At 61.1% G+C, this 18,052-nt stretch carries 19 protein-coding genes; 16 read left to right on the plus strand and 3 right to left on the minus strand.

Annotated features, from left to right (window positions below; translation table 11 throughout):
• Positions 1-82: 82 nt before the first annotated feature.
• Positions 83-1,039, plus strand: a complete 957-nt coding sequence (locus tag M5B42_RS11370) for a threonine dehydratase (protein WP_152739658.1) — start codon at positions 83-85, stop codon at positions 1,037-1,039.
• A gap of 42 nt (positions 1,040-1,081) precedes the next feature.
• Here the strand turns inward: M5B42_RS11370 and M5B42_RS11375 are convergent, their stop codons facing one another.
• Positions 1,082-1,609, minus strand: a complete 528-nt coding sequence (locus M5B42_RS11375; protein ID WP_349292775.1) for a DNA-binding protein — start codon at positions 1,607-1,609, stop codon at positions 1,082-1,084.
• Positions 1,610-1,795: 186 nt separating this feature from the next.
• Between M5B42_RS11375 and M5B42_RS11380 the strand changes: the two genes are divergently transcribed.
• The 6 genes from M5B42_RS11380 to M5B42_RS11405 all read left to right on the plus strand — a co-directional run bounded on the left by M5B42_RS11380 (position 1,796) and on the right by M5B42_RS11405 (position 7,447).
• Positions 1,796-2,128, plus strand: coding sequence for a hypothetical protein (locus tag M5B42_RS11380; RefSeq protein WP_248745873.1), 333 nt, complete (start codon positions 1,796-1,798; stop codon positions 2,126-2,128).
• 186 nt (positions 2,129-2,314) lie between these two features.
• Positions 2,315-2,581, plus strand: a complete 267-nt coding sequence (locus M5B42_RS11385) for a ParD-like family protein (protein WP_103494412.1) — start codon at positions 2,315-2,317, stop codon at positions 2,579-2,581.
• Positions 2,578-3,390 (plus strand): type I methionyl aminopeptidase, encoded by an 813-nt coding sequence (gene map / locus M5B42_RS11390; RefSeq protein WP_248745874.1) that lies wholly within the window; start codon positions 2,578-2,580, stop codon positions 3,388-3,390. The genes M5B42_RS11385 and map overlap by 4 nt, the downstream gene beginning before the upstream one ends.
• Positions 3,391-3,639: 249 nt before the next feature.
• Positions 3,640-4,350 carry an AraC family transcriptional regulator gene (locus M5B42_RS11395; protein WP_248745875.1) on the plus strand — a complete coding sequence of 237 codons (711 nt, stop codon included), beginning with the start codon at positions 3,640-3,642 and terminating at the stop codon, positions 4,348-4,350.
• 156 nt (positions 4,351-4,506) lie between these two features.
• Positions 4,507-5,775: a DUF1479 domain-containing protein gene (locus tag M5B42_RS11400; RefSeq protein ID WP_248745876.1), complete on the plus strand. Its 1,269-nt coding sequence runs from the start codon at positions 4,507-4,509 to the stop codon at positions 5,773-5,775.
• A 103-nt stretch (positions 5,776-5,878) separates the two neighbouring features.
• Positions 5,879-7,447: a GGDEF domain-containing protein gene (locus M5B42_RS11405; protein ID WP_248745877.1), complete on the plus strand. Its 1,569-nt coding sequence runs from the start codon at positions 5,879-5,881 to the stop codon at positions 7,445-7,447.
• A 130-nt stretch (positions 7,448-7,577) separates the two neighbouring features.
• Here the strand turns inward: M5B42_RS11405 and M5B42_RS11410 are convergent, their stop codons facing one another.
• Together M5B42_RS11410 and M5B42_RS11415 are read right to left on the minus strand one after the other, a co-directional pair.
• Positions 7,578-8,834, minus strand: a complete 1,257-nt coding sequence (locus M5B42_RS11410) for a Zn-dependent hydrolase (RefSeq protein WP_248745878.1) — start codon at positions 8,832-8,834, stop codon at positions 7,578-7,580.
• 207 nt (positions 8,835-9,041) lie between these two features.
• On the minus strand, positions 9,042-9,899 hold the full coding sequence (locus M5B42_RS11415; protein WP_177099122.1) for a LysR substrate-binding domain-containing protein: 858 nt from the start codon (positions 9,897-9,899) through the stop codon (positions 9,042-9,044).
• Positions 9,900-10,142: 243 nt separating this feature from the next.
• Between M5B42_RS11415 and M5B42_RS11420 the strand changes: the two genes are divergently transcribed.
• From M5B42_RS11420 to M5B42_RS11460, 9 genes are all read left to right on the plus strand, one after another.
• The gene (locus M5B42_RS11420) at positions 10,143-10,976 is read left to right on the plus strand and encodes a transporter substrate-binding domain-containing protein (RefSeq protein WP_248745879.1); all 834 of its coding nucleotides are present in this window, start codon (positions 10,143-10,145) and stop codon (positions 10,974-10,976) included.
• A gap of 152 nt (positions 10,977-11,128) precedes the next feature.
• Positions 11,129-11,950, plus strand: coding sequence for a transporter substrate-binding domain-containing protein (locus tag M5B42_RS11425; protein WP_248745880.1), 822 nt, complete (start codon positions 11,129-11,131; stop codon positions 11,948-11,950).
• Positions 11,947-13,356 carry an FAD-binding oxidoreductase gene (locus M5B42_RS11430; protein ID WP_248745881.1) on the plus strand — a complete coding sequence of 470 codons (1,410 nt, stop codon included), beginning with the start codon at positions 11,947-11,949 and terminating at the stop codon, positions 13,354-13,356. Before M5B42_RS11425 ends, M5B42_RS11430 begins: the two co-directional genes overlap by 4 nt.
• On the plus strand, positions 13,353-14,567 hold the full coding sequence (locus M5B42_RS11435; protein ID WP_248745882.1) for an aminotransferase class I/II-fold pyridoxal phosphate-dependent enzyme: 1,215 nt from the start codon (positions 13,353-13,355) through the stop codon (positions 14,565-14,567). Before M5B42_RS11430 ends, M5B42_RS11435 begins: the two co-directional genes overlap by 4 nt.
• Positions 14,567-15,289 (plus strand): amino acid ABC transporter permease, encoded by a 723-nt coding sequence (locus M5B42_RS11440; RefSeq protein WP_177099118.1) that lies wholly within the window; start codon positions 14,567-14,569, stop codon positions 15,287-15,289. The genes M5B42_RS11435 and M5B42_RS11440 overlap by 1 nt, the downstream gene beginning before the upstream one ends.
• The gene (locus M5B42_RS11445; RefSeq protein WP_248745883.1) at positions 15,279-15,953 is read left to right on the plus strand and encodes an amino acid ABC transporter permease; all 675 of its coding nucleotides are present in this window, start codon (positions 15,279-15,281) and stop codon (positions 15,951-15,953) included. The genes M5B42_RS11440 and M5B42_RS11445 overlap by 11 nt, the downstream gene beginning before the upstream one ends.
• The gene (locus M5B42_RS11450; RefSeq protein WP_248745884.1) at positions 15,940-16,761 is read left to right on the plus strand and encodes an amino acid ABC transporter ATP-binding protein; all 822 of its coding nucleotides are present in this window, start codon (positions 15,940-15,942) and stop codon (positions 16,759-16,761) included. Before M5B42_RS11445 ends, M5B42_RS11450 begins: the two co-directional genes overlap by 14 nt.
• 29 nt (positions 16,762-16,790) lie before the next feature.
• Positions 16,791-17,390, plus strand: coding sequence for a cysteine dioxygenase (locus M5B42_RS11455; protein ID WP_248745885.1), 600 nt, complete (start codon positions 16,791-16,793; stop codon positions 17,388-17,390).
• Positions 17,387-18,043 (plus strand): glutathione binding-like protein, encoded by a 657-nt coding sequence (locus tag M5B42_RS11460; RefSeq protein WP_248745886.1) that lies wholly within the window; start codon positions 17,387-17,389, stop codon positions 18,041-18,043. Before M5B42_RS11455 ends, M5B42_RS11460 begins: the two co-directional genes overlap by 4 nt.
• The last annotated feature ends 9 nt before the right edge of the window (positions 18,044-18,052 follow it).

Genomic DNA, 18,052 nt, shown 5'->3' on the forward strand with positions numbered 1-18,052 from the left:
CGCCTGAAGGTCAGGTCAATTTTCTGAAAGCCCGCAGCTTGTGCGTCTGCCTAGACTGGGCAAAACCTCAGAGAGAATAGCCATGCACGGACTGACTCGCGACGACATCGAAAACGCTGCCCGCCAGGTATACCAGGTGATGCCCGCCACCGCCCAATATGCCTGGCCATTGCTGGCCGAACGCTTGGGGTGCACGGTTTGGGTCAAGCACGAAAACCATACCCCCACCGGGGCTTTCAAGGTGCGCGGCGGCATTACCTTCATGCACTGGCTCAAACGTACCCACCCGGACACCCGAGGCGTTGTCACCGCCACCCGCGGCAACCACGGCCAGAGCATCGCCCTGGCGGCCCGGGCGCTGGGCTTGAGAGCGTTGATCGTGGTGCCGCGGGGCAATTCCGTGGAGAAGAACAACGCCATGCGCGGCTTTGGTGGCGAGGTCGTCGAGTTTGGTTGGGATTTCGACGAAGCCCGTGAGGAGGCTGCGCGCCTGGCTGAGGGGCAAGGCCTCTACCTGGTGCCGCCGTACCATCCCGAGTTGATCAAGGGGGTTTCCACTTACGCGCTGGAGTTGTTCAAGGCGGCGCCGGACCTGGACACCGTTTATGTGCCCATCGGTTGCGGATCGGGAGTTTGTGGGGTGATTGCCGCCCGCGATGTGCTGGGCCTCAAGACCCAGGTGGTGGGCGTGGTATCGACTGAAGCGGACGCCGCGAAGTTATCCTTCGAAGCCGGAAAAATACTGGAAACCGCTTCGGCAAATACCCTGGCCGACGGTATGGCCGTACGTAAGCCGATCCCCGAAGCTTTTGCGGTTTATGCGGCGGGTGCGGCGAGGATCGTATCGGTGACGGACGAGGAGGTCAGCGAGGCCATGCGCGTGTATTACAGCGACACCCACAACCTGGCCGAAGGGGCAGGGGCGGCGGCGCTGGCGGCGCTGATGCAGGAGCGTGGTGCCATGGAAGGGAAGAAGGTGGGGATCATTCTGACCGGTGGGAATGTCGACCGGCCGGTGTATGCGAAGGTGATTGGCTGAGACGCTAGCCGGCTGCGAGGCCGATTGTTGCCTGGAGCTTCTTCAGGCACGCTCGACCAGCGCCTTGATTTTCTCTGCGGTGCTGTCGTTGAGCGGGGTGTAGACGATCATGCCCAGATCCGGCCGACCGTCGATGGAAAACGCCGAGTGCTCCAACTCGATGTGCCCCAGTTCAGGGTGCAGCAAGCGCTTTACGCTTTCTCCCTCTGCATAACCGTGCACTTCATGATGGCGCCATAACGCTGCGAATTCCGGGCTGACGGTGCAAAGCTCGTCCACCAGTACGCTGACCTCGGATACCAACCCGGCGCGTGCCACATCCGCTCTGAACGCACCGACCACAAAACGCGACACACTCTCCCAATCATGCTGTTTGGCGCGGACCGCCGGATCGCAGAACAGGAACCGCAGGATATTGCGTTGTCCAACCGCCAGCGTGCTGTAGTCCGTCAGCACGACAGCGGCGGCCCGGTTCCAGGCAATGATGTCCCAAGTGGCACTCTTGATGATGGCCGGGCTGGCCGGCAGGGAATCAAGCACGCGCTGCAGCCTGGGGGTGATGCCTTCCACAGGCGTGTAGTGGACTTCCGGTGGCCGACCCAGCGCCCGCGTCGCGTCCGAGCTGGCGGGAAATATTTTGTTGGAAGCAGGCGTCAACCTGTCGGTGGTGCGATTACCCCAAGTCCACAACCCACTCAAGCAGGGCCATATCACACCGCTTGTTGCCGTTGCGCGCGAAAAGGGCATCTCGCGTACGTGGGTGAAGGCCGTAACCGTTGGCCGGCGGGCCATCTCTTCGATGCCGCGCGTCTATACCGCCTGGCCCTGGAGAAAGGCGAGCCGGGGGCGCGTTATCACGCCGTTGGCGAAGAAGGCGTCAGCAGTCGCGAAATAGCCGAGGCGATTGGCCGGGGTCTGAATGTACCGGTGGTGTCGATCACGGCTCAGGAAGCCGTGGCGCACTTTGGCTGGCTGGAGATGTTCGTCAGTCTGGATATGCCGGCTTCCAGTGCCCAGACACAAGCACGCCTGGGTTGGCATCCGACAGGGCCGCTGCTGATCGCCGATCTTGACGAAGCACATTTCTAAGAGCCATTCAGGGGGCAGTTTTCTACCCCCCCTTGCGATCTGTCGCGGAACCTGTGGAAGCGCCCTGGAGCGGGCGATCGTACTGACACATGGGCTGCGCGACAGTCACCTCGCACGATGAAATTGCGATCCCGCACCGTTATCGACTAATATACGATTCATATATATTTCATATTGGATAAGTCGATGGGCATCGTAAAAATTTCAGAGGGTATGCATGAGCATCTGCGCGTCGCCAGCGATGCCTTGAGTCGTTCGATCAATGCCCAGGCCGAGCACTGGATGCGCATCGGCATGCTGGCGGAGCTGTATCCCGACCTGGATCACCGCGACATCAGTCGTTTGCTGATTCGGGCCGAACTGGCCGGCGGCCTTGATTTGAAGCAGCTGTGTGCGCTTGCCGATCTTTCCCAAGGCTCCCAGGTCCATGCGGCACCAGGAGCCCAGCAATGAAAACCAACGTCAAGATCAATACCCAGGCGGAAATAGCCCTGTCCGGCGCGGCGGGCAAACTGGCCGCCGAGGTGCTGGCCATGATCACGCCCCACGTCAAGGCGGGTGTTACCACCGACGAGCTGGATCAGCTTTGCCACGATTACATCGTCAATGTGCAGAAGGCCATTCCCGGTAATGTCGGCTACCACGGCTTCCCGAAAACCGTGTGTGCCTCTGTCAACGAGGTGGTCTGCCACGGCATTCCTTCGGCCAAGGTGCTGAAGGATGGCGATATCGTCAATATCGATATCGCCGTGGTCAAGGATGGCTGGTACGGCGACACCAGCCGCATGTACTTCGTCGGTGAGCCCAGCCCGCAGGCTCGGCGTCTGGTCAAGACCACGTATGAAGCCATGTGCGCGGGTATTCGCATGGTCCGCCCCGGCGCGACGCTGGGCGATATCGGTCACGCGATTCAGAGCGTTGCCGAGCGCGACGGCTTCAGTGTGGTGCGCGAGTACTGCGGCCATGGTATCGGCAAGATCTACCACGATGAGCCACAGGTCCTGCATTACGGCTATCCGGGTCAGGGCCTGACACTGAAAGCCGGGATGATTTTCACCATTGAACCCATGCTCAATGCCGGCAAGCGCCATGTGAAAACCCTGAGCGATGGCTGGACGGTGGTCACCAAGGATCAGACCCTCTCGGCCCAGTGGGAACATATGGTGGCGGTCACCGACGACGGCTTCAAGGTGTTGACGCCTTGGCCTGACAGCGTCGACGACTATCCCGCCATTGTTCAGGCGCCTATCAGGCCATCGTAAGCAGGCAGCGCCTGCGGGAAGTGTGACTGGTGACGCCCAATGATACGATTGTGGCGTGCTCACTTCCCTCTAAGGCAGTAATGGTTCATGAAGCCCAGTTTCGAGAAGGTACCCAGCGCAGCGGATACTTCCTGGACCTTGCTGAACAGGCGCCTTGCGCAGGCGATACCCTTTGAGTGGCACCATCATCCTGAGTACGAGCTGACCCTCACGTTGAACAGTTGAGGGCATCGCTATATCAGTAATGATGTGGCGCTGTACGACGATGGCGATCTGGTCCTGATCGGCCCTAACGTCCCACACAGTTGGTCCTCCGCCGAACTTATTGATCCGACCGGACCGCACATTGCCTTGGTCATCTGGTTCTCCGAGGCTTGGGTGCAGGCTCTGGTCAAACTGTGCCCGGAGATGGGGGCTGTCCGCGCCTTGTTGGTAGCCGCTCGGAATGCCCTGCGTTTCAGTGACGCCGCTTCTGGCGAACTGCGCCCTATCATCGAAGCGATGGTGGATCAGGACGCTACGCAACGGCTGATCTCACTGCTGACGGTGCTGAACAGGCTCGCCCGGGATGTGCATGCCGAGAAAATTGCCCCCGCCTGCAGCACTCAGGCCTTCACTGCAATCACCGAAGATGCTCGTATCCATCGGGCCCTTGATTACATTCACGATCACTACGCGAGCGCGCTGAGTCTTTCAGCGTTGGCGGAGATGGCCTGCGTCAGCGTTTCAGCCTTTCATCGCATGTTCAGGAAGCACACGCGGTGTACGGTGTTGGAGTACATCGTCCGGTTGCGCGTCGGACACGCCTGCGCATTGTTGATGCAAGGCAACGTGGCCGTTTCGATCATTGCCGGGCGGGTGGGGTACTCGTCCCAAGCGCTTTTCAACCGGCAGTTCAAGGCGCAAAAGGGCATGACCCCTTCGGAGTTCCGGCAGCGGCACGGGCACCATTTCCAATAAGCCTGCCCATGGCGACCTGTCAGGCCGTTAATCGAATGGCGCCATGGGCGCAAGGAAGGAAGCCAGAATCGTATTGCTCAACGCTTGAAATGTGGCTGCCGCCAAGCACCGCCCAATGTTTTGATGCCTGTACGAACAATAAGACGCAGGTGTCTCATGAATCAGTATCAAGCATTCGAAAGCGCGACGCTCCCGGACAACTACAAGGACAGCATCGTCAAAATGAAAAAGACCTTGCGCGCGCAGATAGGCGATGTGGAGTCCTTGTTTGCCGAAGTCTGTGGGTTCATTACGGCCGAGATCGCCTCGATCAAGGCGCAGGAGGCGCTGACCGGTTCCGGATGGCCAGTCCTAGAATTTGACGCCATCGCCGCGGGTGAGGTGAGCGAAGAGCAACTTGCAGGAATCAGGCGCCGGGGCTGTCTGGTGATCAAAAATCACTTCCCCAGAGAGCAGGTCCTGGCATGGGACAAGGGGCTTCTGGAGTACTTGGACAAGAATGACTTCGACCGGATTTATCGCGGGCCGGTCGATCAATTCTTTGGCAACCTCGAGGCCTCGCGGCCGGAGATTTTTCCGATCTATTGGTCGGTTTCACAGATGCAACTGCGCCAGGATGCGCGCATGGGCACCGCGCAGTCATTTCTGAACCGGCTGTGGAAAATTCATTCCCAAGGTCAGCAGTGGTTCAACCCGGATATCAACGCGCTTTACCCGGATCGCGTACGCCGTCGTCCACCCGGCACCACTTCCCGGGGGCTGGGGCCGCATACCGACTCGGGGGCGTTGGAGCGCTGGCTGCATCCTGCCTACTTGAAGGTCTTCGACAAAATCTACCGCAATGACTTCAAGTCTTACGATCCTTGGGATGCCGCGTATCGTACCGAGGTCGATGAGTATGCCTACAAGGACACGGTGAAATGCTCCGCATTCAGGACCTTTCAAGGCTGGACCGCATTATCCGATATGCGCGCCGATCAAGGTGTATTGCATACCTTGCCGATCCCCAAGGCCATGGCCTACATGCTCCTGCGTCCCTTGCTCGATGATGTGCCGGAGGATGAGCTGTGTGGCGTCGCGCCGGGCAAGGTACTGCCGGTTTCGCAACAGTGGCATCCGCTGCTGGTCCAGGGGCTGACGCCCATCCCCGATGTGCAGGCGGGGGACTCGGTTTGGTGGCACTGCGATGTTATCCATAGTGTTGCGCCCGTGGAGGATCAAGAGGGCTGGGGTAACGTCATGTATGTGCCCGCAGCCCCGATGTGCCCGAAAAACCGCCAATATGCCAAGGACGTTTGCCGAGCGTTCGAGGCCGGCGAGTCGCCGGATGATTTTCCGCCTGAACACTACGAAGCGTCATGGAAGGGCCGTTTCACGGTTGAGCAGTTGAACGCCTTCGGGCGCAACGGTTTGGGCCTATCCTGAAGGGGGGCTTGCATCGTGAGCGCCTCTCATGACCAGAAATGTGAGGTGTCGGTGAAAATCGCATAAGCTACATCACATCATTTCAACCACACGGAAGGGTTTCATGATCACAAAAGCGACCTCGTTTCTAAGGACCGAATGGGCGAATGCCAAGCTCAAGCTCGGCCATGTGGTGCTTTTTGTGGCAGCGGTCTGTATCTCATTGATCGCGATCAGCATCTGGGGGATGTTCAACTCTTTGGAGTACCACTTGCATGACAAAGAGATCCAGATGTCAAACCTTTCCAAGGCCTTGTCATCCAGTATCGCGGCGACGCTCACTCAAGCCGACACGGTGATATTGGGTATTCAGGGACAAGTGGAAGTTGAGGGCACCGGGGCGCAGACCCTGGAAAGGTTGGGGGCGATACTGAAAAACCAACAAAAAAGCCTGCCGCAAGTCCATGGTTTTTTTATTTATGACGAGCAGGGGCGCTGGTTATTCAACTCAAACGGCGCAACTCCGCCGGGCCTCAACAATTCGGATCGCGACTATTTTATCTACCATCGCGATCATGCCAGCTCGGCGCCCTATATTGGCCCCTCCATACGCAGTCGCTCAACAAATGAATGGGTCATGACCATCTCGCGGAGGCTCAATCACCCGGACGGCAGTTTTGCCGGAGTGACCATCGCCACGATCTATCTTAACTATTTTCTCAGTCTCTATGACGGCATCGACATGGGAGCCAATGGGCTGATCAATCTGGCTTCCTCCACAGGGCGTATCGTCGTACGCAAACCTTTTCGCGACGCTGATATCGGCACCGATATTTCAACGGGGGAAGTCTTTGCGTTGCTAAAGCCTGAGATCAGCTCGGGCACTGCTACCATAAGGTCATTTATTGACCACGTTGAGCGGGTCATCAGCTTTCAGCGGGTCAATGGCTACCCCCTGGTGGTGATTGCGGCCTTTGACAGAAGTGAAATACTGGCGGATTGGCGTAACGAATCCTTTGCCAGCTTTCTTATTTCATCGGTATTGCTGATTGCGCTCAGCGTTCTTGGCTATCGGCTGATCAAACTCATGAGCCAGCAGATTCAGGCGCAAAAGGAATTGCTGCGCTCTGAAAAAAATTATATCGAGGCCAACAAGGCGCTCGGGCAACTGGCGCTCGAGGATAGCCTGACGGGCCTGCCGAATCGCCGTAAGTTTGACTTGTTTATCAGGGCGGAGGTCAACAAGGCAAGACGCAGACCTGATGACATTGCCCTGATCATGATCGACGTGGATCTGTTTAAAAAATACAACGATCATTACGGTCATGTGCAAGGCGATGAGTGTTTGAAGGTGGTCAGCGCCATTATCAAGAAAAACATCACGCGAGAAGGCGATCTGGCCGCGCGGTATGGAGGAGAGGAGTTTGCCATCATCCTCTCGAATACAGACTACGTGGGTGCCTTTATTATCGCCGAAAGAATTCGAACTGAAGTGGAGGGTTGTTCCATTCAACATGATGAATCGCCGGCCAAAGTCGTCACCATCAGTGTGGGCATCAGTGCGTTGTCAGGCTCAAGAATGGACACGCCTGAGAACTTGATCGATATCGCTGACAAGGCACTGTATGTCGCCAAGACCAGTGGTAGAAATCGGACCGTTATTTCCAATCATCTTTCGGATGCGACGGTTTGAGCTGAAACGGCCAAGTGCCGACGGCATTCAAGCGCTTGCCAACCACGCCTGTTGGCGGGCCCGAAGCGAATCCGCGGACTCACCCACCAGCTTCGCTTAGACGCCGGTGGCCTGTGGTTTTCGGGGAGTGCTACAGCTGGACGTTCAGGCGATGGTTGACCACATCCAGGAGCACCTCGGCACCTTTGATCAACTGATCGTCATCGGTGTGCTCGCGCGGGTTGTGGCTGATGCCGCCACGGCTGGGTACGAAGATCATCGCCGACGGGGCAATTCTCGCAATCATCTGTGCGTCATGGCCCGCGCCCGAGGTCATGCGCTTGTGGCTGAAGCCGAAACTCTGGGCGCTGGCTTCGATCTCGTCGGCCAGGCCGGCGTCGAATATCACCGGTTGGAAGCGCACCAGTTGTGTGGTGCTGATATGCACGCCCTCGGCCTCCGAAATTTTGGCAAGGAACCGGGAAAGTCGTTGTTCGGCGGCTGCCAGCCGTGCTTCATCGGGATCACGCAGGTCCACGGTGAAGCTGGCCTTGCGCGGTATGACGTTGATCACATTCGGCTCGAAATTCATGCAGCCGACGGTGGCCAGGGTGGTGTCGTCCGAGTCCATGGCGATCTTGCGCAGTTCGGCCACCACCGCGCTGGCGACGTAGCCGGCGTCATGACGCAAGCGGGTAGGGGTGGTGCCCGCGTGGTTGGCATTGCCTTGCACGATCACCTGTTGCCAGGAGATTCCCTGGAGGTTTTCCACCACGCCGATCAAGGTGTTTTCCGCCTCGAGGATCGGCCCCTGCTCGATATGCAGTTCCAGGTATTCGTGGGGGACGATGGCTCCCGGTTGCAGGTCGCCGGCATAGCCGATGCGTGCCAGCTCTTCGGCGAGGCGCGTGCCGTCCGTGCCGATGGTGGCCAAGGCGTCCTCAATCGACAGTCCCCCGGCGTACACCAGTGAGCCCATCATATCCGGCTGGTAGCGAACACCTTCCTCATTGGTAAACGCACCGATGACAATAGAGCGCGCCGGAAGCACCCCGGCCTCGCGGAAGGCGCGCGCCACGGCCAGACCGGCCAGCACCCCATAGCAGCCGTCCAACGCCCCGGCATTGGTCACCGTGTCGATGTGCGAGCCGATCATCAGCGGGGCTTGTCTATCTTGATCAGCAGCGCTACGGAGTGTGCCGAAAATGTTGCCGATTCGATCAATCTGGATCTCCAGATCCAGCTCTTTCATCCAGGCTACGAGTTGGTCGCGCGCGGACTTATCCGCATCGGTCAGCGCAATTCGGGTGCGTCCGCCGTTCAAGGGATCAGTACCGACTTCGCCCAAGGTACGGAGTTGCTGAAGGAGAATCGTGCCGTTCAGGCGAAGGTCGGGAAACGGGCTCATAGGGCTCTCCGGGCAGTTGATGGTCCGGCCTGTTCATGAGTGGACGGCGGTTATCGGGTAAATATTATTTCAAGGGTACGCACTTATTTATTGATTTTTGGTGGATAAATGGATTTTTATTCCATTTTTAGCGCTGTCCCCGAAGAGCCTGGGTTACGGGCTGACGGTCATCGCGGCGGTGGAGGTGGGGAATGAGCGCTTGAGCGCCTACAACCCCTGGCTGCTACGAATCAGATCATAGGCCCGGCGCACCAGCGGGTTGACCGTGTTGGGGCGGATCCACAGGTGATAGGTCACATCCGGCAAACGCGGCAAGCCATCGTTTTCCCCCAGTACCCGCATATCCGGCCCCAGCAGTTCCATGCTGCGCGGCGTCACGCCGAGTCCGGCACGAATCGCCGCCTTGATGCCGATCAGGTTCGAGGCCAGGTAGGCCTGGCGCCAGGCAATCCCCTCACGCTCCAGTGCTTCCATGGCATAGCGCCGGTAGATACTCGGTTCTTCCACCAGGATCAGTGGCAGCGGTTCGCTGGGGACATGGATGTACTGCGCCGAACAGATCCACCACACCGGCGAGGTGCGCAGGGCAAAACCTTGCAGCCGCGAGTCTTCGCGGGTGGAAATGACCATGTCGATCTTGCCCCGGTGCAGGTCTTCCATCAGGTAGGGGCTGCGGCCGACATCGATTTCCAGGCGCAGGCGCGGTGCCGAGCGGGCGATATGGCTGAGGATCGGCGGCAGGATGGTGTCGGCGATATCGTGGGGCGAACCGATGCGCAGCACGCCACTCAAGTGGCTTTCCTGCAGGGCATTGAGCGCCTCGTCATTCAGCGACAACAGTTGCCGGGCATGACGCAGTAACTGCCGCCCCGGCTCGGTCAGCTGTTTCTGCCGGCCCTGTTTCTGGAACAGGCTGACGCCCACCTGCTGTTCCAGGCGTTGCATCTGCTGGGTCACGGACGATTGCGTGCGCGCCAGGTGCTGGCCGGCTTCGGCAAAACTGTGATGGTCCACCACCGCGACGAAGGTGCGAAGCAGTTCCAGATCCAGGGTCGGAGAGGGCATGGCGGCTCGAATTCATATCAAGGGCGATTGCCAATAGATTACAGATGCTGATGTATTTGGCGAGCCTAAATTATTCTGAACGCTGAAAGTCCCAGTAAACAGGGGATATGCCGTTTTTCTCAAAAGCTAATAACCAGAAAGTTATAACAATATTAGATATTTGAATTTCCGTTCGTCCCTGGCGCTCCCTAGCATGCAGGTCAACAAGGTCGGGATACGCCGATTGCCATCGAGGGGATAGTCATGTCGTTCAAGCGCACACCGGGCCAACGCCTGCTTCCTGCTTTTATCGGCGCCGTGCTGGCGTTGGGGGCGGTGGCTGCGGCCCAGGCCGATACCACCCTGGACAAGATCGAGCAGCGCCACAAACTGGTGGTCGGCGTGCTGTTGTCCGGCGGGCCGTTCGGTTCCATCGATCCGTCGACCCAGGCGCCCAAGGGCCTCAATGTCGATTTGGCCAATGCCCTGGGCCAGGACCTGAAGGTTGATGTCGAACTGGTGCCGGTGCTGCCGGCCAACCGCGTGCAGTTTCTGCAGCAGGGCAAGGTTGACCTGCTGATCGCCAATATGGAGTGGACGCCGGAGCGCGACGGCCAGTTGGGGCATGTGCCGACGCCGTTCTACAGGGTCGGCGGTACCGCGGCGGTGTTGAAGAGCAGCAAGATCACTCGCTGGGAAGACCTCAAGGGGCAGCCGGTGTGCACCTCCCAGGGTAGCAGCTACGTCAAGCCGCTGAGTGAACTGGGCGCGCAGTTGAAAGCTTTCAAGAGTTCTTCGGAGTCCCTGCTGGCACTGCGCGGCAACAACTGCGTGGCGGCGGTCCACGATGCGACGCTGATCAATCCGCTGCTGGCGGGCAACCCGGAGTGGCAGGACTATCGCGCCATCACCCCGGAGTTGAACCCGGCCCCGTCAGTGATCTGGACCCGTCAGGGCGAGGTCGATACCCAGAAGCGCTTGGACACGGTGGTCCAGGGCCTGCACCGCAGCGGCTGGCTGATCGAGGCCGAGAGCCGTAATCAGATCTCGCCGAAGTCGCCGGCGCTGGTGGAGCTGCATAACCAGTTCAAGGGTTGATTCTCACGCCGATTCGCAGGCAGCCCCGTTCATTGTAGGAGCATGGCTTGTCGGGACGCCGCACTGCAGCGAAGGGGTCCGTAAGACCGCTAAAAGCTTCGCGGGCAAGCCCTGCTCCTACAGACCGATGTTGCATTCAAGGAATACTCTACATGCTCAGATTGTTGCCCCTCGCCCTGGCGCTCTTCGCCTCCCTGGCCCAGGCCGATGCCACCCTCGACAAGATCCAGTCGCGGCACAAGATCAGTATCGGCGTGATCCTCAGCGGTCCACCGTTCGGCACCATCGACCCGGCCACCGGTGCTCATCAGGGCTATAACGTCGAGCTCGCCAAGGGCCTGGCCCAGCGCCTCGGCGTGGAGCTGGAAAGCGTCTCGGTACTGGCACCCAACCGCGTGCAGTTCCTGCAACAGGGCAAGGTCGATGCGCTGATCGCCAATATGCAGTTCACCGAAGAACGCGCCGAGATCCTCGACTATGTGCCCACGCCTTACGAAGAAGTCGGCGGCGCGGCGCTGATTCGCAAAGGCGCCGGCATCACCCGTTGGGAAGACCTCAAGGGCAAGCCGGTCTGCGTTTCCCAGGGCAGCAATTTCACCAAGCCATTGCAGGAAGTCTATGGCGCGCAGATCAAGGCCTTCCGCAGCCAGTCCGAATCGCTGCTGTCCCTGCGCGGCAATGGCTGCGTGGCCGCGGTCCACGTCAGCCCGACCATGCACAGCCTGCTCGACGAGGCCGAATGGTCCGGCTACGAAATCCCGCTGCCCACCGACCTGATCCCGTCGAATTCGGTGATCTGGGTGCGCAAGGGCGAAAAGGATATCCAGGCCCGTCTCGACGCGATTGTCCGTGACTGGCACCGCAGTGGCTGGCTGATCGAGCTGGGCAAGCGCACCGGCATGCCGCCCTCTCAAGCGCTGTTGCAGTTGCATGAGCAGTTCAAGGATGCGGCTCCACTGGCGCAGCTCCCATGAGTGGGTTGTTCGCGCAGTTGCAACAACTGCTGGGCGCGGCCCATGTCCAGGACTCCATCGCCGGGAGCGCGTTCCTCAGCGACAAGCACCGTGTCTACCATGGCCGGGTCGTCGCCGTGGTGCACCCGGCCAGTACCGAGGAAGTCGCCGCCGTGGTGCGGGTCTGCGCCCACCATGGTGCGCCGCTGGTGGTGCAGGGTGGCAATACCGGCCTGATGGGCGCGGCCACTCCGGACGCCACGGGCAACAGCGTGTTGGTGTTGCTCGACCGCATGAACCGCATCCGCCAGATCGATACCGACAACGACACCGTCACCGTCGAGGCCGGCTGTATCCTGCAGAACCTGCAGGACGCGGCCCGTAACGCCGGGCGCCTGTTTCCCCTGAGCCTGGGTGCGCAAGGCAGTTGCACCCTGGGCGGCAATCTCGGCACCAATGCCGGCGGCACCGGTGTGTTGCGTTATGGCAATACCCGCGAGCTGACCCTGGGCCTGGAAGTGGTGACCGCCGACGGTGATATCTGGAACGGCTTGCGCGGTCTGCGCAAGGACAATACCGGCTACGACCTGCGCGACCTGTTTATCGGCAGCGAAGGCACCCTGGGCATTATCACCGCCGCCACCTTGAAACTCTTTCCGCTGCCCAAGGCCCAGAGCACTGCGTTGCTGGCATTCGACTCCCTGGAGCAGGCGGTGACCTTCCTGTCCCATGCCCGCGCCGGTTTTGGCGCCGACCTGACGGCTTTCGAACTGATGTCCGCCGCCTGCCTGGCGTTGTTGCGCCAGCAATTTCCCGATGACCCGCAACCCTTCGCCCAGGCACCGCAAGCCTGGTTCGCGTTGCTGGAGCTGTCCGACAACCACAGCGCCGAACATGCCCGTGATGCTTTCGAGCGGGTGCTGGGCGAGGCCTTCGAGCTGAATCTGTTGGCCGATGCGCTGATTGCCGAAAGCCTGGCCCAGAGCGCCGCGCTGTGGCAGTTGCGGGAAAACATGAGCGAAGCCCAGGCCCGCGAGGGGCGCAATATGAAGCACGATATCTCGCTGCCGATCTCGCGCATCGCCGACTTCGTCCGCGAGACCGATGCCTTGTTGCAGGAACATTTCCCCGGCGTGCGCAACCTGACTTTCGGCCACCTCGGCGACGGCAACCTGCACTACAACGTCGCCGCGCCCCTCGGCCAGCCGGTCGAAGCGCATATGGCCCACTACGCGGCGCTCAGCGCCCTGGTGCATCGCAATACCCACGCCCACGGCGGTTCCATCAGCGCCGAGCACGGTATCGGCCAACGCAAGCGCGCGTTGCTGGCCGAGGTCAAGAGCCCGGTGGAGCTGGACCTGATGCGCCGAATCAAACAGGCCCTCGATCCCCGTGGGTTGCTCAATCCAGGCAAGGTGCTGCCATGACTGTTCGACTGTCCAAACGGGTGCAGAAGGTCTCGCTGTCGGCCAATGCGGCGGCCAAGTCCCGGGCCACGGCCTTGCGCGACGGCGGTCGCGACGTGCTTGACCTGACCACCGGCGAGCCGGATTTCGATACCCCGTTGCATATCAAGGAAGCGGCCTGTGCGGCCATCGCCGCCGGCGCGACCAAATACACCGCGACCCCGGGCGTACCGGCGCTGCGCGAGGCGGTGCGGCGCAAACTCCAGCGCGAAAATCGCCTCGACTATGCCGTGCCCCAGATCGTGATCGCCAACGGTGCGAAACAGATCATCTTCAATGCCTTCGCCGCGACACTCGACGAGGGTGACGAAGTGCTGGTGCCGGTGCCGTACTGGCCGTCTTTCCCGGACAGCGTGCGGATCAATGGCGGCGAACCGGTGTTTATCCACTCGACCCTGGAGCAGGGCTGCAAGCTGACTCCGGCGCAGCTCAACGGCCTGATTGGTGAGCGCACCCGCTGGCTGATCCTCAACAGCCCGGGCAACCCCAGCGGTGCGGTCTACAGCGCCGATGAACTGCGGGCGCTGGCCGAGGTACTGCGCCGCCATCCCCAGGTGCTGGTGCTCCTCGATGAACTGTACGAGCACATTCGTTTCGACGGCCAGTCGCCGCTGAACCTGCTCAATGTCGCGCCGGATCTGCAGGAGCGCTGCCTGCTGGTGGGCGGGGTGTCCAAGACCTATGCCATGACCGGCTGGCGCATCGGCTTTGGCGCCGGTCCCCAGGCACTGACCACGGCCATGAGCGTGGTCCAGTCGCAATCGGCGTCCGGTGCTTCGTCGGTCAGTCAGGCGGCGGCCCTGGCGGCTTATGAAGGCGGGCTGGATTTCCTCAAGCCGCAAGTGGCGGCCTATCAGGAGCGCCGCGATCTACTGGTGGCCGCCTTGAGCGAAGTCGACGGGCTCGAAGTGCTGCAACCCGAGGGCGGTTTTTTCGTCTTTGTCCGTTGTGCCGGCCTGATCGGCCGCCTGCGCCCGGACGGCCAGGTCATCGGCAGCGACAACGAACTGGTGGATTATCTGCTGGAGGAGGGCGTCGCCGGGGTCGCGGGGAGCGCCTATGGCCTGTCGCCGTGGTTCCGTCTGTCGATCGCCACGGCCACCGACAGCGTGCGTGAGGCCGGCCGCCGGATTGCCGCCGCCTGTGCCCGGCTGGGCGAGGGCCCGGCGTGATGGAAACCTTTGTGCAGTGGGCCGCCCACCTGGGGCTCAACTACCGCTTCCTGCTGGACGGCTACCAACGCGGCAGCCTGATCGACGGGGCCTGGACCACGCTGCTGCTGTGTGTGCTGACCATTATCGGCAGCCTGTTGGCGGGGCTCACCCTGGCGGCGATGCTGACCAGCGGGAACAAGGCGCTGTCGCGTCCGGCGCGGCTATTTATCGAGGTCACGCGCAATACGCCGACCCTGGTCCAGCTCTACTGCGCCTTCCTGGTGCTGAACATGCTGCTGACCCAGGCGGTGGGCGCGGCCAACCCGCTGACGCCGTTTGCCTGGGTGGTGATCGTGATTTCCCTGCACAAGGGCGCCTTCCATGCCGAAGCCCTGCGCGCCGGGATCGAGGCGGTGCCGGCGGTGACAATGGAGGCCGCCAGTTCCCTGGCCTTCAGTCGTCGCCAGTTGCTGTGGAATGTGCAGTTGCCGCTGGCCCTGCGCTTTGCCCTGCCGTCACTGGTGAACAACCTGATCGACCTGGTGAAGATGACCGCCGTGGCCTCGGCCATTGCCGTAGGTGATATCACCTACGCCTCGATCATGATCTGGACCCAGAGCGACAACGTGCTGGAACTGATGATTCTGATGCTGAGCTTTTTCGGGATCCTGAGTTTTATCGTCAACTGTGTGGGCCGGGCGTTGGAAGCGCGGTTGAGGATGCCCGGTTATGGTCATTGAGTCCTTGTGGCAATGGTCGCCGGCGCTGGCCGTGGGCTTTGCGCAGAATATCCTGATCAGCCTGCTGGCGATTGTCATCGGCTCGCTGCTGGGTTTGCTGATCGGTGCGCTGGGGCTGTCGCCGCTGCGGATCCTGCGCCTGCCGGCACGGCTGTGGGTGCAGCTGTTTCGCAACGCGCCCTGGCTGGTGCTGATCTACTTCACCACCTACGTGTTTCCCTTCGAGATCCATATCGGCGGCACCTACCTGCCGTTTCCCGACTGGCTGAAAGTCACCGTCGGCCTGGCGCTGCCGGCCAGTGCCAACGTCGCCGAGATCTTTCGCGGGGCCATCGGCTCGATTCCCGGCACCCAGTGGGAAGCCGCGCGCTCCCTGGCCTTCAGTCGCGGCCAGTTGTTTCGCTCGATCATCCTGCCGCAGTGCTTCAAACGCATGCTGCCGCCATGGATGAACCTCTACGCGGTGATCACCATGGGCACGGCACTGGCGTCGCTGGTGGGCGTGCATGACCTGATCGACACCGCGCAGATCGCCAGCAACACCGTCAACCGCACCGGCTTCACCGTGCTGATCTACTTCAGCGTGCTCGCCTTGTTCTTTGCCTATTGCTACCCGATTTCCCGTCTGACCCAACGCCTGGAGCGACGCTATGCCTTCTACTGAACCCCTCGTCAGCCTGCGCGACCTGCACCTGTCGTTCGGCGCCAACGCGGTGCTCAAGGGCATCGACCTTGATGTGCAGCGTGGCCAGGCCGTGTCCATCATCGGGCCTTCGGGTTCGGGCAAGTCGACGATCCTGCGTTGCATCACCGGGCTGCTCAAACCCCAGCGCGGGAGCATTCGCGTCGGCGCCACCGAGGTGCACCAACTGCACCGCGAGGCCGAGCTGATCGAGTTGCGCAAGCGGGTCGGCTTCGTCTTCCAGCAATACAATCTGTTCCCGCACCTGTCGGTGCTGGACAACCTGTTGATCGCCCCGTGCAAGGTACTGGGCCGCAGCCGCGCCGATGCGGAGAAGGAGGCCCGGCAGTTGCTCGCCAAAGTGCGCATGGAGCACAAGGTCGACGCCTTTCCCGGGCAACTGTCCGGCGGCCAGCAACAGCGGGTGGCGATTGCCCGGGCCCTGGCCATGCGCCCGGAACTGATCCTGTTCGATGAAGTGACCTCGGCCCTCGACCCGGAAACCGTCGGCGAAGTACTGACGGTGATTCGCGAGCTGACCGAAGAGGGCATGACCTGCGTGCTGGTGACCCATGAAATGCGCTTTGCCGAGGAGATCAGCGATCGGGTGTATTTCACCGAAAACGGCCTGATCGTCGAATCCGGCAGCGCCCACCAGGTGTTCCAGCAGCCGCAAAGCGAACGCACCCGCGAATTCCTCCGGCATGCCCTGGGCGATGCCGGCCGTCGCTACCTGCAACCCGATCCGTATTTGCTGAGCAATATCAGCCGCTACAGCCTGTCCGTCTGACCGTGATCCACCCGATAAGGAGCCTGCCCATGAGCACCACCGAACGCGCCAACGTGATCGAATCTTTCCTGGTGAAAATCCGTGCCATCCATCAGCGCGGTGTTGACCGTGCCGCTTTGCAAGAGATCGTCGCCCTGTTGGAAGACCTTGCCGAGCGCCGCGACCTGTTCAACTTCGAAGCCTTTCCGGCACCGGTGGCGGGTGAGGGGAGTACCGCCTTCCGCTATCGCCTGAACGACGATGGCGAGACCCCGACCCTGTACCTCAACTCGCTGCTGCCGGGCAAGAACACCATCGCCCACAACCACGAAACCTGGGCGGTGATCAGTGCTGTCGAGGGCCAGGAACTCAACCGCGTCTATGCCCGCGGTGACGACGGCAGCGACCCTCGACGTGCCGAGCTCAAGCTTGAGCGCGAAGTGGTGGTCCAGCCGGGCATCTCCATCGCTTTCCTCGGTGAAGACCTGCACAGCATCCGTGTCGATGGCGAGCAGGCGACCCTGCATTTCCATCTCTACGGGCGTCCGCTGGAATCCCTCAATGGTCGCTATGGCGTGCAGGACGACGGCAGTATCCTCAACTACAACGCTTCGCAGATGGCGCCTTCGATCAAGGCCTACGCGGCATGATCGACCTCCATTACTGGCCGACGGCCAATGGCTTGAAAGTCGGGATTCTGGTCGAGGAGCTGGGGCTGGAATATCGCCTGCTGCCGGTGAACATCCGCCAGGGTCAGCAGCGTGAAGCGGCGTTCCAGCAGATCAGTGCCAATGGCCGGATTCCGGCCATTGTCGATCACCGGCCGGCCGACAACGGCGAGCCCCTGAGCTTGTTCGAGTCCGGGGCGATTCTCAACTACCTGGCCGACAAGACCGGGCAGTTCCTCCCGCCGGCCGGCAGCCGCGAGCGGCGGCGGGTGCAGGAGTGGCTATTCTGGCAGGTGGGGCATATCACGCCGTACCTGAGCCAGTGGCAGCTGTTCCGGGAAAAGGCCCCGGAGCCGATTCCCTTTGCCCTCGACCTGCTGCGGGGCGAAGCCACCCGGCTGTATGAAGTACTGGAGCGACGCCTGGCCCAGCAGGACTTTGTCGCGGGTGAATACAGCATTGCCGATATGGCGATCTTCCCCTGGATCCAGCCCGCCCGGCAGGGTTTCGACCTTGGCGACTACCCGGCGATCAACGCCTGGCGCGAACGCATCAAGGCCCGTCCGGCGGTGCAGCGCGCCTACGCCAGGGGCCGTGAACTGGCCGCGGGCGAGCGCTCGTTGGTGCTGGAATGAGCTCTTCAC

The organism is Pseudomonas sp. MWU12-2037 (genome assembly GCF_023242345.1).
Taxonomy (GTDB): domain Bacteria; phylum Pseudomonadota; class Gammaproteobacteria; order Pseudomonadales; family Pseudomonadaceae; genus Aquipseudomonas; species Aquipseudomonas gingeri_D.

Bases quoted from the DNA above. Each gene is read 5' to 3' on its own strand.
- M5B42_RS11370 (WP_152739658.1), top strand. From the start codon at position 83: ATGCACGGACTGACTCGCGACGACATCGAAAACGCTGCCCGCCAGGTA.
- M5B42_RS11385 (WP_103494412.1), top strand. From the start codon at position 2,315: ATGGGCATCGTAAAAATTTCAGAGGGTATGCATGAGCATCTGCGCGTC.
- map (WP_248745874.1), top strand. From the start codon at position 2,578: ATGAAAACCAACGTCAAGATCAATACCCAGGCGGAAATAGCCCTGTCC.
- M5B42_RS11400 (WP_248745876.1), top strand. From the start codon at position 4,507: ATGAATCAGTATCAAGCATTCGAAAGCGCGACGCTCCCGGACAACTAC.
- M5B42_RS11405 (WP_248745877.1), top strand. From the start codon at position 5,879: ATGATCACAAAAGCGACCTCGTTTCTAAGGACCGAATGGGCGAATGCC.
- M5B42_RS11410 (WP_248745878.1), bottom strand. From the start codon at position 8,834: ATGAGCCCGTTTCCCGACCTTCGCCTGAACGGCACGATTCTCCTTCAG.
- M5B42_RS11415 (WP_177099122.1), bottom strand. From the start codon at position 9,899: ATGCCCTCTCCGACCCTGGATCTGGAACTGCTTCGCACCTTCGTCGCG.
- M5B42_RS11420 (WP_248745879.1), top strand. From the start codon at position 10,143: ATGTCGTTCAAGCGCACACCGGGCCAACGCCTGCTTCCTGCTTTTATC.
- M5B42_RS11425 (WP_248745880.1), top strand. From the start codon at position 11,129: ATGCTCAGATTGTTGCCCCTCGCCCTGGCGCTCTTCGCCTCCCTGGCC.
- M5B42_RS11430 (WP_248745881.1), top strand. From the start codon at position 11,947: ATGAGTGGGTTGTTCGCGCAGTTGCAACAACTGCTGGGCGCGGCCCAT.
- M5B42_RS11435 (WP_248745882.1), top strand. From the start codon at position 13,353: ATGACTGTTCGACTGTCCAAACGGGTGCAGAAGGTCTCGCTGTCGGCC.
- M5B42_RS11440 (WP_177099118.1), top strand. From the start codon at position 14,567: ATGGAAACCTTTGTGCAGTGGGCCGCCCACCTGGGGCTCAACTACCGC.
- M5B42_RS11445 (WP_248745883.1), top strand. From the start codon at position 15,279: ATGGTCATTGAGTCCTTGTGGCAATGGTCGCCGGCGCTGGCCGTGGGC.
- M5B42_RS11450 (WP_248745884.1), top strand. From the start codon at position 15,940: ATGCCTTCTACTGAACCCCTCGTCAGCCTGCGCGACCTGCACCTGTCG.
- M5B42_RS11455 (WP_248745885.1), top strand. From the start codon at position 16,791: ATGAGCACCACCGAACGCGCCAACGTGATCGAATCTTTCCTGGTGAAA.
- M5B42_RS11460 (WP_248745886.1), top strand. From the start codon at position 17,387: ATGATCGACCTCCATTACTGGCCGACGGCCAATGGCTTGAAAGTCGGG.